Source organism: Paenibacillus sp. S-38 (assembly GCF_049942825.1).
Classification (GTDB): Bacteria; Bacillota; Bacilli; order Paenibacillales; family NBRC-103111; genus Paenibacillus_G.
In genome coordinates this window covers 3,017,717-3,031,118 of the sequence record NZ_CP187970.1, presented here as the reverse complement: position 1 = coordinate 3,031,118, position 13,402 = coordinate 3,017,717, and the positions used below count along the sequence as shown (strand labels likewise).

The 13,402-nt window shown below is 59.4% G+C and carries 10 protein-coding genes and 1 riboswitch; of the genes, 3 read left to right on the top strand and 7 right to left on the bottom strand.

Annotation, left to right across the window (positions count from 1 at the left end; all coding sequences use genetic code 11):
- Window positions 1-5: 5 nt before the first annotated feature.
- From phnD to ACP26L_RS13820, 5 genes are all read right to left on the bottom strand, one after another.
- Entirely contained in the window at window positions 6-950 is a 945-nt protein-coding gene (phnD, locus tag ACP26L_RS13840; protein ID WP_426453292.1) for a phosphate/phosphite/phosphonate ABC transporter substrate-binding protein, read from the bottom strand.
- Window positions 951-1,121: 171 nt separating this feature from the next.
- Window positions 1,122-1,412 (bottom strand): DUF3817 domain-containing protein, encoded by a 291-nt coding sequence (locus tag ACP26L_RS13835; protein ID WP_426453290.1) that lies wholly within the window; start codon window positions 1,410-1,412, stop codon window positions 1,122-1,124.
- Window positions 1,413-1,572: 160 nt separating this feature from the next.
- Window positions 1,573-1,794, bottom strand: a complete 222-nt coding sequence (locus tag ACP26L_RS13830; RefSeq protein ID WP_426453289.1) for a hypothetical protein — start codon at window positions 1,792-1,794, stop codon at window positions 1,573-1,575.
- A 397-nt stretch (window positions 1,795-2,191) separates the two neighbouring features.
- Window positions 2,192-3,469, bottom strand: a complete 1,278-nt coding sequence (locus ACP26L_RS13825) for a hypothetical protein (RefSeq protein ID WP_426453288.1) — start codon at window positions 3,467-3,469, stop codon at window positions 2,192-2,194.
- 39 nt (window positions 3,470-3,508) lie between these two features.
- Window positions 3,509-5,011, bottom strand: a complete 1,503-nt coding sequence (locus ACP26L_RS13820) for a tagaturonate epimerase family protein (RefSeq protein ID WP_426453286.1) — start codon at window positions 5,009-5,011, stop codon at window positions 3,509-3,511.
- Window positions 5,012-5,166: 155 nt separating this feature from the next.
- Here ACP26L_RS13820 and ACP26L_RS13815 point away from each other — a divergent pair, with 155 nt between their 5' ends.
- The 3 genes from ACP26L_RS13815 (at window position 5,167) to ACP26L_RS13805 (ending at window position 8,787) form a co-directional block, all read left to right on the top strand.
- Window positions 5,167-6,021 carry an AraC family transcriptional regulator gene (locus ACP26L_RS13815; protein ID WP_426453284.1) on the top strand — a complete coding sequence of 285 codons (855 nt, stop codon included), beginning with the start codon at window positions 5,167-5,169 and terminating at the stop codon, window positions 6,019-6,021.
- A gap of 158 nt (window positions 6,022-6,179) precedes the next feature.
- A complete protein-coding gene (locus ACP26L_RS13810) occupies window positions 6,180-7,175 on the top strand; it encodes a glycosyltransferase family 4 protein (protein WP_426454936.1) in 996 nt (331 codons plus the stop codon).
- A gap of 131 nt (window positions 7,176-7,306) precedes the next feature.
- Window positions 7,307-7,406: riboswitch (purine riboswitch) on the top strand.
- Window positions 7,407-7,494: 88 nt separating this feature from the next.
- Window positions 7,495-8,787: an NCS2 family permease gene (locus tag ACP26L_RS13805; protein ID WP_426453282.1), complete on the top strand. Its 1,293-nt coding sequence runs from the start codon at window positions 7,495-7,497 to the stop codon at window positions 8,785-8,787.
- 151 nt (window positions 8,788-8,938) lie between these two features.
- On the opposite strand, the gene ltrA is transcribed toward ACP26L_RS13805, so the two are convergent.
- Window positions 8,939-10,330 (bottom strand): group II intron reverse transcriptase/maturase, encoded by a 1,392-nt coding sequence (gene ltrA / locus ACP26L_RS13800; RefSeq protein WP_426453280.1) that lies wholly within the window; start codon window positions 10,328-10,330, stop codon window positions 8,939-8,941.
- Between the two features lie 1,138 nt (window positions 10,331-11,468).
- Window positions 11,469-12,680: a cytochrome P450 family protein gene (locus ACP26L_RS13795; RefSeq protein WP_426453279.1), complete on the bottom strand. Its 1,212-nt coding sequence runs from the start codon at window positions 12,678-12,680 to the stop codon at window positions 11,469-11,471.
- Between the last annotated feature and the right edge of the window lie 722 nt (window positions 12,681-13,402).

The window sequence follows — 13,402 nt, the reverse complement described above, 5'->3', positions numbered from 1 at the left end:
CCGCCTTACTGCTTCGGCTTCACTCGTCCGTCTGTGATCGCGGCCTGGCGGATCGCCGCGTAATCCTCATTCTTCGCGACCGTGAACCCGCTGGCTCCGCCGAAGGCGTCCAGAATGTCCTTGTCGGTAATGGCGACCATCGCATCCTGAATGATCTTGATGTCCTTGTCCGAGGTCCTCTCGGTTACCGCCCACGGGTACTGGAACAGCTCTTCGGACTGCCAGATCGTCTTGATCTTCGTCCCGTCCACCTTCCCGTCCTTCACAAGCCGGTTGAAATACGCGCTGTCGATCGCGCCAACGTCCTGTGTCTTGTTCTGAACGGCCAGTGCGGTAGCCAAGTGGTCTCCCGTGTAGGTCACGCTCTTGAACTGGTGCTTCTGCTGTGTTTCGAATACGCCCGCTTTCTTCAGCGCAATGCCCGGGATCAGCGAGCCCGAGGTGGAGGAGATGTCCCCGAAGGCAAAGCGAACGTTCTTCGAGTCCTTGACGACATCATCCAGCGTCGCATAAGGCGAGTCGGACGGCGCGATCATGTAGGCGTAGTAGAACGGCTTGCCGTTGATGAGCTGCGTTACGACCGCTTTGACGTTGTAGCGCTCATGCGCTTCCACATAGGTCAGCGGCCCGAGGTAGGCCATGTCCGCTTTGCCCGCGCCCATCGCTTCGACGACCCCGTTATAGTCGGGATACACTTCCGCCCGCACCTTGCGGCCGAGCTTCTCCGACAGGATCGCGGCCAGCTTGTCCGCCCCGGTCTTCATCTGGTTGCTGCCCTGCGCCGGGATGACGCCGATCAGGAACTCCCCCTGCTCCGCCGCTTTTTCCTGCCCCTTACCTCCTGCAGCCTGCTGTCCTTCATTCGATGCCTTCTGACCGCATGCCCCAAGCAGCATGCCGGCGATAAGCAGAAATGTTAATACTAGAAATGGTTTTCTTCTCCAGAACATTTCGCTGTTCACTCCCTTGTTGTCTGATATGAATTCCAACTATTAAGATTAGCATAACCGACGGCAAAACAAAAGAAAGCCCCCGGACTCCTGAGCGAATCCGGAAAGCTTCCCGTTACATGCTTCAAGTTTCCTCGGCACGATGCTGCGGCCAACCGTAAAACGCCCGAATTACCAGCGTTTCAAACGGGTATCGAGCACGAATGTGCCGAACGGCAGGAACGAAGCAATCACCGCACCGATCACCTTAAACAACGACCAGCGGTGCACGAAAGTTACGTGGACCACCGCAAGCAGGTAAGCCACGAACAGGACCCCGTGGGCCATCCCCACCACGCTGACCATCTGCGGCAGATCCAGCATATACTTAAGCGGCATGGCAATCCCGAGAAGCAGGAGAAACGAGATTCCTTCCAGCAGTCCCACTACGCGCAGCCGTCCGATTGGAGTACGCATTGTCATATCCGATTCACCTCCCTGTCGAAGCCGTAGTTTGAAGATCCGGCCTTCTCTATACCCACAGTATAAGACAGGGAGGACGGGCCCGGCTACGGCCGCCGCGAAGTGTTCACAGAAGAGACACCGAAAATGTGAACGTTGTTACAGACAAGAGCCCGGCGGCTCACCGGCCGCCTTCCAACTGCGTGCCGTCCAGCGGGAAACCGGCCTTTTGTGCGCATTCCGTACAGCACTCCGTGAGGTCCGGAATGACCCGTTTTGCCTCTGCGATGTCGGGCCGCTCCCAGCAGGCCGACCCGCATTCGGGACAGTGAACCAGCCTCCAGCCCGGCTGGCCGTCGGTGACATGGGATACAAGGGGCATGGCGGCAAAATGCTGTGTCATTCAATGACCTCCTACATTCCTTAGTTGGGCCCGGCATGCCCTGCGGCTTTATATAGTAACCACAGCCGCAGTGGAATGAACCTTGGCAGGGGCGCTTGTACCTTTTTACCCTCCGGCCTCCGCTCTGCATCCCCTCTGAAGCATCTTCCCTGTCTTGCCGGAACGATCAATCCCGGATCGGACTTCTCATCGGCTGCTGTGCTGCGGCAAAACAAAACGGCTTCGCCGTCCTTTAGTGGACGACAAAGCCGCTAAATAATTGCCGCTAAGTATAATAAAATATCGAAACAAAATCCACCGTGACTTCGGCCCGCCCGGCCTCACCGCTGACGAGAGTGCTCGGCAGGCTGCGAGCTCCCAAGGTGCGGGAGGCCGCCTAAGCAACATCCGGGCAACACTACAGCCCCGTCGCCGGGTTCGGCCGGCCAAGGAAGCGCCAGAAGGCGCCTCCGAGCAGCTCCGCCGCGTCTCGCTCGACGTCTTCTGCGGTGATGCTCCACCCGGCATCCGCCAGAGCAAGGTACCGCTCGGAGAGCGCGGACCCGATCAGGGACCGTCCCTGCTCCCAGGCCGGCAGCAGCAGGTCGACCGCGCCGGCTTCCGAGTACAGCGGCGTCATGGACAGGCCGAGCACGTCCAGGCCCCCCTGCAGCCTTCCGGCCGCGCTGCGGTCTGGAGTCCCGGCTGCCGCGCAGCCGGCCAGGTGCAGGTTCGGCATCCTGCGTGCGGCTGCCAGCTCGGGCGGGGTGAGCTCAGCGCCGGAAGCCAGCGCAATGAACTTCTGCCCGGGATGCTGCCTGCAGAGCTCGAGCAGGGCAGAAAAGCCGGCCGCAGGGCCGGCTTCTCTTTCCTGTGGCGCAGGAGCCATCCCTCTTCGCCTCAGACCCGAGGCTCCCAACCGGATGCCGAGCGGAATTCCCGCTTCAGCGGCAACCGGCAGGACGGCTTCCCGCAACAGGCGGTCCGCATCGGACGCACGGCCGGGGGAGAACCCGTCCGGTAGTGACGCCGCCAGATAAAGCGGATCTAGCCTGACGGTCGAATACCTCAGATAGGAGCGCACGGCATCCAAGCTCGCCGCGGAGAGCTTCTCCTCCACTCCGTAATCCTTCTCCCGGAGGCGGGCACAGGCTGTCTTCCAATCACACAGCAGGAGATCGACGGAGAGCACGGGATTGAAGCGCGGGTCCAGGCCGTAAAGACGGTTCCACACTTCACCTTCGATGCCTTGAAGCGGGTCGCTCAGCATACAGACGGTGGTGACGCCCGCTCTGCCGAACACAAGATCCAGGTAATCTGGGGCCGGCAGGGTGCGGAAGTACTCCCTCCACGCGGTGAGCTCCTTGTGCCTTCCGTCCCCTCCCAGCGCGTGTAGCACGGCGACGACTTCCCGGCACCCCGGGCTGAGGGGCGTCCGGTCGATGAAGAGCGTCTGCCAGACAAGCTCTGCCGCTTCCGGCTTCGGCATCGCCAGCAGGTCCTCTAGCGGGGGACCCGGATGGAAGATGTACGTCTCCTCCAAGAGCGGACGGGAGGTCAGCAGCTCATCGATGCCCCACCGCATCAGGCTCCCGAACGCTTCCGGGTACAGTCCCGTGAAGACGTCGGTGACCGGTACCGCCTGGACCGTCTTCCGCACAAGCTCCCGCAGCGCTTCCTTGGTCCGGATCGGCATGGAGCCTCCCCCTTTCATGCACACCGGCTCACGCCAAGCTTACTTGCCGAGCAGATCCAGGTGCTTGCCGATGTGGCTGCGCAGGGACTCCTCGTAAGCTTCTTCCTGCTCGCTCAGCGTGCGGTAGAAATCGTCGCGGAACAGGCTGCCGCCCTGCTCGTTCTTTGCTTGAAGCAGAATGCCGTACGTGATGTGGATCAGCTGACGGGCATTGTCTTCGTTCATGTACGTATCGGCCAGGTCGGCATCAGCCACGCCATCGAGCGGTGCAATCTTGCTCAGGTCGGTAGTTACATGGTAGTAAGCTGTTGCTTCTTCAAAATGCTCCAGCGCATAAGCGTGCATAGCGCGGTACAGGGAAGGGTTCACCTTGGCTACCGTGCGAACCGCTTCGAGCCAGTTCGTGCCTGCCGTCTTCACGTGGAAACGGCCCTTCGTGTACTGGCCGATCAGCGGGAATACGCTGAACTTGTCGCTGCCGGAGTGGATGCTGAGCTTGTAGCCGAAGTCGTCGGCGATGCCGGCATGCACGGCCAGTTCTTTCTCGAACTGCGCGATGTCGCCTATGTAGTCGATGCCCTTCTGGAACTCGCCGATGAAGCGCGGCGCCATGCTGTAGATCGTCAGTCCGCGGCTGTACAGTTCCTTCGCCACGAAGAAATGGGATTCCGGTGCGGTCGGCGTCATCGTCTCGTCGATGGAGATTTCGAAGTCGATCTCGCGGTCCGCCTTGGTGATATATGTGTTGTAGATATGCTCCATGAAGTCTACGGCCGCCGCATAGATCAGCACGTTCTTGATCAGCGTCTCGCGGTCGAAAGTGATCTCGCCGCCGGCCACCTGGAACGTCTGGTTCAGGTAACGGTTCTCGTAGTGCTCGCGTACTTCGGCAGGCAGAGCCGCATATTTGGCTGCCTGAGCTTCAGCGGACGTACCTTCCACGTCGTTGTCAATCTTCTCGGAGCAGTCCAGGGTCAGCATCGTGAAGCCGAGACCGAGTGCGAGCTCGATGTCCGCTTCCACCTTGAGGTGGTCGCCGTCCGCGCCGAAGCCGTCCTTGTAGCCTTCCTGGAATACGGCGAAGCAAGCGGCGTCGACAACCTGCTTGTAATCGCGGCCGGTCAGCGCCAGCTCGCGGATGGACTGCTGGGCCAGGATCGGACGGATGTTGCGGCCGCGGACCGTCTTGATGTGGCCCGGAGAAGCGATGCCGAGGCGGTCGCCGAGACCGATCGTCGCGATCTGCGTGCCGAATGCGCGGGGCACCGTATAATCGAAGTATTTGTTAAGCACGAGGCGGTTCTCATGAGTCAGCGGGGAGAGCTTGACGCCGTCCTGCACTTCACCCTGAAGCTCGTCATACAGCGCGCCTTCGCCGGCGGCAACGATATATTTGGTATGGGCAGCCGTGTCCTTGACCATCACCAGTTTCGTCGTTTCGTTCTCAGTCAATGATTGCGCATACACTTTGATGCCCTCTGCATTAACGTTTGCCACTGTGCCGGCGCGCAGCGCTTCGGCGATTGTTCCCCATTTGCTCATGAACGTGAGCCTCCTTGTATATCCCTAGGTCTTTTTCCTTCAAATCCACAATCTCATCTTAACGCAATAATGGTTTACATTCTCCGTTTATTTTGCTATTTTAACATATACCTATGCATATTTTGCGAAAGCATCCTGGAACGGAGATGAACACCGTGAGCGAAACGGTAACGCTTCATTATGGAGAGGAAGAAGGCGACTTTCATATCGAGCACGTCCGCCGGACCGAGCCGTTCGCCCGCACGAACCACTGGCACGGCACCTATGAGATTTATTATCAGCTGTCGGGCCAGCGCGCCTATTTTATCAAGGACCGCACCTTTCTCATCTCGCCCGGCGACCTCGTCTTCATCGGGAAGCACCAGGTGCACAAGACGTCGGACGTGGGCCTGCCGGGCCATGAGCGCGTCGTCATCAACTTCAGCGACCGGTTCATCGGCGGCGGCCAGGAGCATCCTCTCTCCCATCCGGCCATGCTGGCGGCGTTCCAGAGCTCCTCGCGCGTGTTCAGCCTGAAGCTGCCCGACCAGATCTTTGTGCAGAACATCCTGCAGAAGATGGCCAAGGAGATCAAGGAGCGCGCGACTGGCTATGAAACGTATGTCAAGCTGCTGCTGCTGGAGCTGCTGCTCTTCTCGGGGCGCTATTCGGAGAGGGCCGAAACCACGGCGATCGAGCACCAGAGCCCGGTCCACAAGAAAATCTCCGAGATTGTGCGCCACATCAACGCGAATTACCCGGAACCCATGACGCTGACCGGGCTGTCCGAGCAGTTCTACATGAGCCCCTACTACCTCAGCCGCGCCTTCAAGGAAGTGACGGGCTTTACCTTCGTCGAGTATGTGAACACTACGCGGATCCGGGAAGCCCAGCGGCTGCTGAAAGAGTCGAATAAGAAGATCATTGAGATCGCCGAATTGACAGGATTCGAGAATATTGCGCACTTCGGACGCACCTTCAAGAAGCTCGCCCGCATGACGCCTCTGGAATACCGCAAGGGCGAGCGCTGATCGGATGATTCGCATAAAAGCGGAATAGCAGCACCGTGAGCGGCACCCTCCTGCCCCCCGGTGCTTTTTGTTATTCTGATGCCTTCCTGATAACAGGAGGGCGTTTGTGTTTCCGGCCGGCGGCTGTGGTATAATTGTTAATCATTGCCACGCAAAAAATGGCGGATCCTGGAGGGATATGTATCTTGTACCTGTACTCGTACGCGGCCGCTTTTGTTATGTCGTTCATCATCGTTCTCGTTCTTATTCCCCCGCTGCGCCGCTGGGCGTTCCGGATCGATTTTGTGGACAAGCCGAGACCCGATCAGGAGCGCAAAATTCACCGGGAGCCCATCCCCATGATGGCGGCGCTCGCGATCTTCGCCGGCTTCGCCTGCACGTACCTGCTCTTCGCGGAGGATGACAGGACCCAGACGTCGGCCATTCTGGCCGGCTCGCTGCTCATTCTCGGGATCGGCACCCTGGATGACTGGTATAAAACCCGGGGCAAAGAGCTCGCCGCCTGGCCCAAAATGCTCGTCCAGATGGGCGCCGCCGTCATCGTATACAAATCCGGCATCGTCTTCTACGGCTTCAACAACCCGCTGACCGGGCAGGACTTGATCCTGTGGGACTGGCTGCAGTTCCTGCTCACGGTGCTCTGGATCTTCGGCGTCACGACGGTGATCAACTTCACCGACGGCATGGATGGTCTCGCCGGCGGCATCTCCGCCATCTCGGCCGGCACGCTGTTCGTCGTCGCAGCGGCCAAGGGACAGGAGGATTCCGCGATCCTCGCCATCATCCTCGTCGGCGCGTCGCTCGCTTACCTGCGCTACAACAAGCCTCCGGCCCGGGTATTCATGGGCGACGCCGGCGCCACCCTGCTCGGCTTCCTGCTCGGTGTCATTGCGCTCGACGGCGCGTTCAAGCAGGCGACTGTGCTGTCGCTGCTCATTCCCATACTCGCGCTCGGCGTGCCGATCTTCGATAATCTGTTCGTCGTCTTCAAGCGCTGGCGCAGCGGGAAGCCGATCTACATGGCCGACGCTTCCCAGGCGCACTACAGGCTGCTGCGAAGCGGGCTGAACCAGAAGCAGGTCGTCATGGTGCTCTGCCTGCTCAATGTATGCTTCGGGCTGACGTCGATCATTCTGCTTTTGCTCAGGGTATAACCAGGGGTCGATGCGTTTTGTTCGGATTTCACAAGAAATACACCTCTAGCAGACACTCGTCGAATGGCCTGGATACATAAAAACGAACATTAGAATAAAATAACGTTGACATCGTTGCTGATTTCTCCTACTATACGTAAGGGACAACCTTTCGTATATCCCCGGCAATATGGGCCGGGGGTCTCTACAGGAGACCGTAAATCTCCGGCTACGAACGGGCAGGTGAAGTGTACCTGTCCGTTTGCGGCCGGTTTTTTTGTGCGTTCCGAGCCTGCGCCGCCCGCACAGGTGTTCCTTACCGAGAGGAGACGACCTACACATGCTAGCCCAGTGGTTTCAACTGAAAGAGAGACAAACCGCCATCCGTACCGAAGTGACGGCGGGCCTTACAACCTTCCTGACGATGGTGTACATCGTCATCGTCAACCCGGCCATTCTGTCCGCCTCGGGCATTCCGTTCGGCCAGGTCTTTACGGCAACGGTCTGTGCAGCCGTCATCGGCACCCTGTACATGGCCCTCTTCGCCAATCATCCGATCGCGGTCGCGCCCGGCATGGGCATGAACGCTTATTTCACCTCTGTCGTCGCCTCCCAGGGCGTCACGTATCAAGCCGTGCTTGGGACCGTATTCCTCGCCGGCGTCCTGTTCCTGCTCTTGAGCTTTACGAAGCTCCGCGAGACGCTGATCGCTTCGATCCCCGCCTCCATCAAATACGGTATCACGGCGGGCATCGGTCTCTTCATCGCCTTCATCGGGCTGCGGATGTCTGGCATCGTCACCGCCTCGCCGTCGACTCTCGTGGCCCTCGGCGACCTGAGCCAGCCGGGCACGCTGCTCACGATCTTCGGTCTGCTGCTCACCCTCGTGCTTATGGCCCGGAGGGTGAGGGCAGCACTGTTCATCGGCATGGCGGTGACGGCGGCTGCGGGCTATGCGCTCGGCCTGCTGAAGTTCAAGGGCATCGCCGCGCTTCCGACTGCGCCGGTGCTCTTCGACCTGGATGTCGCCGGTGTGTTCTCCGGCGGGCTGTACACGGTCGTGTTCGCCTTCCTGCTCGTCACGATCTTCGATACGACCGGCACGATGATCGGCGTGGCCGAGCAGGCCGGCCTGCTCCGCGGCGGCGTGTTCCCGCGGGCCAAGCAGGCGCTGATGGCCGACGCCGTCGCCACGGTCGCCGGCTCGCTGCTCGGCACCTCCCCGTCGAGCGCCTACGTCGAGTCTTCGGCCGGTGTCGCCGCAGGCGGCCGGACCGGACTGACGTCGCTGACCGTCGCCGTGCTGTTCCTGCTCTCACTGTTCTTCGCGCCGGTGGTTGAGGCTCTCTCTTCCCTGTCCGCAATCACCGCGCCGGTGCTTATCATCGTCGGCTGCTTTATGATGGAAGGCCTGGCGAAGATCGAGTGGGGGACGTTCGATGAGGCATTCCCCGCCTTCGCGATCCTGATCGCCATGCCGCTCACCTCAAGCATCGCCACCGGCATCGCCATCGGGTTCATCACCTACCCGCTGCTCAAGCTCGTAACCGGCAAGGGCCGCAGCGTCCATCCGCTGCTGTACGTGTTCGGGGTGATTTTCCTGGTGCAGATGACGTTCTTCCCGGCGCATTGAGAGGCGCAATCCCCCACACCACTGTATTCATGAATCTGCGTGCGGCTTGGATCCACTTTAACCATAAATAAAATCGAGTAGGAGGAGGCGGCTAGCCTCCGTCCTCTCACACCACCGTACATGCGGGTCCGCATACGGCGGTTCCAAAAGGTTAACAAAGTTCCGAGTAACGAGAAAGCAAACTTTTAAGCCCTTTCGCTTCCCAGTAGGAAGTCGGGAGGGCATTGTTTGTGCTACGGGACATTTCCCACGGACCTCGGCGGGAGTTTGCCAACATATAGGCAGCCCAGTTCGGAACGCCGAGCGCACGTAGTTCGCGAATGCGTGTCTTCACCCGTTTCCACTGTTTCCATAGACACATGCGGAGTCTTCTCCGAATCCACTTGTCAAAGGCTTGGCAGTGCGTCTTCGCCGAGGCTAGGCGAAAATAACCTAGCCAGCCCAGCATGTACTGGTTCAGGCGCCGGATGCGTTCCTCCATCGGTACAGGCTTGGTTCGGTTCGTCAGTTCCCGGACTTTCTCTTTGAATCGCGAAATTGTCTTAGGAGCCAGCCGAATCGTCGCCTGTTTGTTCGACAGGAAACTAAAGCCTAGGAATTTGCGGTTCCATGGCCGGTCCACTGCACTTTTATCCCGGTTCACTTTCAGTTTCAGCTTTCCTTCCACAAAGCGAATCACCGATTCCATCACGCGCTCCCCTGCTCGCTTGCTGGAGACAAAGATGTTGCAGTCGTCCGCATAGCGGACAAACCGCAGTCCCCGTCTTGTCAGTTCCTTGTCCAGATCGTCCAGCAGGATGTTCGCCAGAAGCGGACTGAGCGGACCGCCCTGCGGCGTGCCTTCCGGTGTGCGCTCCAACGCTCCATGCGACATGACTCCGGCGTTCAAATAGGAGCGGATGAGCTTCAGGACACGCTTGTCCTCCACCTTCCGTGCTACTCTCGCCATGAGCATGTCATGGTTCACCCGGTCAAAGAATTTCTCCAGATCCATATCCACGACCCATCTGAGGCCGCTTTGGATATAACTTTGTGCCTGCTTTACGGCGTCATGCGCCCGTCTTCCCGGGCGGAAACCGTAGCTGTACCCCGAGAAATGTGCATCAAAAATCGGATTCATCACTTGCAGAAGCGCCTGCTGGAGAAAACGGTCCATTACGGTCGGGATGCCAAGCAGCCGTACACCGCTTCCGGGTTTGGGGATTTCCACCCGTTTGACTGGCGCGGGTCTGTAGCTTCCCGTCAGGAGGTTGGCTTTCACCTGTTCCCAGTGGGTTTTCAGGTAAGCTTGTAGCTCGGCTACCGTTACACCATCCACTCCGGGCGCTCCTCCGTTCTGTACCACTCGCTTGTAGGCGAGCCGAAGGTTGTGCCCTTCGAGCATCTTCTCCAGCAGCCTGCTCTGGTCTTTGCGAGAGAAAAGGTCGGCTTGTGCCGGCGAAGAACTCGGCGCTCCGGCATACCCTGGCGGCTTCACCGCTTCTCTCTGCCGCGAGCTCCCTTGCGGGATATTCTGCTGTCTCTGCTCTTCACGCGAACGCACCGGTTTCCTCTCTCCTTTCGGTTCAGCCCTTCCGCTTTCCGGCGTCCCGTACTCGCGTACTATGGCCTCTGCTGACTCCTGCGGATTCAGCGCGGCTTCTCAGCCGCGGTTACGAAGTCACTTCGCGTATCCGCAGGCCTCCCCAGATAAGAACGCCATCTGTCTGCCCGCGACCACCTAAGTTTACAGCATCAGCCCTTGGCGGCTTTGGATTTCGTCTTGTCTTGGAGACTCATCCGACTGACACTGCCTCAAATTAGGTTCGTGTACCTTGGCCCGTGCATTTGCCTCCGGCTTCCTTCAGATTCCGCCTCACGGCCGACACCCTTGCCCTTGGCTAACGGTAGGCGCTCGCCAGCCCCCGTTCGGGACTCTCACCCTAGAGATGGCGCCCATGCTGGGCGTACAAAGAAGCAAGCCCTCTGCCGGAGTCGGCAGGGGGCTTGCTATTGGCGGGAGAAGTTACGTGGGATGGCAGCCGGGGCGGCGGGGATGCCGATGGGGTCGTTCGCGGGGTGGATGCTGACCTTCGCGTGAGGGAGCGATTGAAAGAGGCAGCCTAGGGTAGAGGCTTTGCGAAGGTGTGATGGGTTCGCTCGGCGTGGTGCTGCGGTAAAGGAGAAGCACTCCAACACGCAAGAATTAAGTTGGATGATGCTCGTTACGGCGCCGCTAACACGGATTTTCCGCCTTACGCGGCTGTTTCGCTGCATTTGCCGCTCCGAAGACGGATTTTCCGCGTTCGGTGGAACGAAACAGCGGTTGAGGGCTCGCTTCTGCTCCGCTAACACGGATTTTCCGCCTTACGCCGGCTGCTTCGCTGCAATTGCCGCTCCGAAGACGGATTTTCCGCGTTCGGCGGAACGATACAGCTGGTTAGTGCTCGTTACTGCGCCGATAACACGGATTTTCCGTTTTACGCCGGCTGTTTCGCTGCATTTGCCGCGCCGAAGACGGATTTTCCGTCTTCGGCCGAGCGAAACAGCTGGTGAGAGCTCGCTTCTGCGCCGCTAACACGGATTCTCCGCGTTACACCGCCTCTTTCGCTGCATTTGCCGCTCCGAAGACGGATTTTCCGCGTTCGGAGCGCAGGCCCCCACCTTCATGCCGGCAGCTGACTGGCACACCTTGCTGCTTATCAGACCAGCACAGGAAGACTTTGCAGCCCGCGCATCAGGCGGCCGTGACGCCAGTTGATCTCCTCGCGCGGCACGGCGAAGCCCAGGTTCGGCAGCTCGCGGATCAGCGTGGAGATGGCGATGCTGCCTTCCAGCCGCGCCAATGGCGCACCTAGGCAGAAATGGATGCCGCTTCCGAACGCTAGATGGCGGTTCTTTTTGCGGGTGAGATCCAGCCGCGCCGGCTCCTCGAACTGGGAAGGATCACGGTTGGCGGATGCGAGCGAGACGAAGAGCAGGTCGCCGCGCTGCAGCTGCTTGCCATGCCATTCGAACGGCTCGCGGACCCAGCGGTTCGTCGTGATCTCCACCGGCCCATAGAAGCGCAGCAGCTCCTCGACAGCGGACGAATCGAGCTCCCGGTTTCCGCGCCACAGCGCAAGCTGGTCCGGGTGCTCGAGCAGCGCGAACGTGCCGTTGCCGATCAGGTTGACCGTCGTCTCGTGGCCGGCCACGATAAGCAGGAAGATGGTCGATGCCAGCTCTTCACGCGTCAGCCGGTCCCCGTTCTCCTGCACGCGGATCAGCTCCGTGATCAGGTCGTCCTTCGGCTTCGCTCTCCGTTCTTCGATCAGCCCGTCGATATAGGAAGCGAAGGCCTCGAGCGAGGGCTGTACCGCCTTTACCTTCTCGATATCCGTCGCCGCAGCGATGAAGTCGTCAGACCACTTCCGGAACAGGGCATGATCTTCCGGCGGAATCCCAAGCATCTGGCAGATGACATAGATCGGAAGGGGAAAGGCAAACTCGTCGATGAGGTCGCCTCCTCCTTTTTGGCGGAGCTCCCCGATGAGGCGTCCGGTAATCTCTTCAATCTGTCCCCGGAGATTCTCCGCGACGCCCGGTGTGAACGCCTTCGATACGATGGATCTCAGCCGTGTGTGATCCGGCGGATCGGCTCCCAACAGATTGTTGGAGAGAAGCGTGAAAACTTTATCCGGTAAAAGAGACGCCTCGCCCTCCCCCCTCACCGTCCGGCTGTTTTTCGTAAACCGCTCCTCATTCTTCAGCGCCTCCACGGCATCGTCATACCGGGTAATCAGCCAAGCCTGCATTCCTCCGGGCGCCCCCATCGAGTAGACCGGCTCCTCCACTCTCCAGCGGTCATACAGCGCATAAGCACGGTTCTTGAATTCGGGCGAACTCATGTCCAATCCGGTGTCCAAACTCATGGAATCCCTTCCTTCAAGTTGATATCCATCCGGCAGGATCTCAGGTGTCGTCTGTGAAGCTTACCATTCCAGTATATTACATTCCTCCCAAAACAGTTGTGAACATTCCGTGGGGGATGTGTGACTTTTTGAGGGAGGGGGGTGTCTGCAAAAAGGAAAGCCGGGTTGAAATAGGCGGATCCTGACTTCCGCCTGTCCGCGGCCCCAGGTACGACCGCAGGATGCGACTGCTGGTTGCGGAAGCAGAATGTGGAGCTGCTTGATGAGACTGCTGGATACGGAAGCAGAATGTGGCAGCTGCTGGGGCGCGAAGGATCTGCGGGCAGGGGAGCCTGAAGACGGCAACAGGCTGACGGCACGATCCTCAACCGGCGGCGACAGGTGATCCTTAAGGCTGCAGCTTCCGCCGCGGGGACTCATCGGTGATGCCCGCATTCAGCCCTCACCCGATTTCTGGGCAGCCCAAAAAGCACCCATCCCACGTTACCGCGAAATCGGGTGCTTCTTTACTGCTGCCCTGCCGGCACCTCTTCGACGCAAAACAGGAACGTCTTCTCGGCAAGCGGTCTCCACTGACATGCGCCTCTCGGGATGGATGAAAATGAACGGTCTAAGTGCCAAATAAACAGGCCCATCGAGTTGTTCCCTCGCGCTCCGCCTAGCACCAGAAGCTTCTCTTGCTTGAACCTCATCTATTCGCAATGATAGTACCTTCTCAGCTT

What these genes read in the sequence shown, in the direction of transcription:
- phnD (WP_426453292.1), bottom strand. Translation starts at nt 950, where the DNA reads ATGTTCTGGAGAAGAAAACCATTTCTAGTATTAACATTTCTGCTTATC.
- ACP26L_RS13835 (WP_426453290.1), bottom strand. Translation starts at nt 1,412, where the DNA reads ATGACAATGCGTACTCCAATCGGACGGCTGCGCGTAGTGGGACTGCTG.
- ACP26L_RS13830 (WP_426453289.1), bottom strand. Translation starts at nt 1,794, where the DNA reads ATGACACAGCATTTTGCCGCCATGCCCCTTGTATCCCATGTCACCGAC.
- ACP26L_RS13825 (WP_426453288.1), bottom strand. Translation starts at nt 3,469, where the DNA reads ATGCCGATCCGGACCAAGGAAGCGCTGCGGGAGCTTGTGCGGAAGACG.
- ACP26L_RS13820 (WP_426453286.1), bottom strand. Translation starts at nt 5,011, where the DNA reads ATGAGCAAATGGGGAACAATCGCCGAAGCGCTGCGCGCCGGCACAGTG.
- ACP26L_RS13810 (WP_426454936.1), top strand. Translation starts at nt 6,180, where the DNA reads ATGGCGGATCCTGGAGGGATATGTATCTTGTACCTGTACTCGTACGCG.
- ACP26L_RS13805 (WP_426453282.1), top strand. Translation starts at nt 7,495, where the DNA reads ATGCTAGCCCAGTGGTTTCAACTGAAAGAGAGACAAACCGCCATCCGT.
- ACP26L_RS13795 (WP_426453279.1), bottom strand. Translation starts at nt 12,680, where the DNA reads ATGAGTTTGGACACCGGATTGGACATGAGTTCGCCCGAATTCAAGAAC.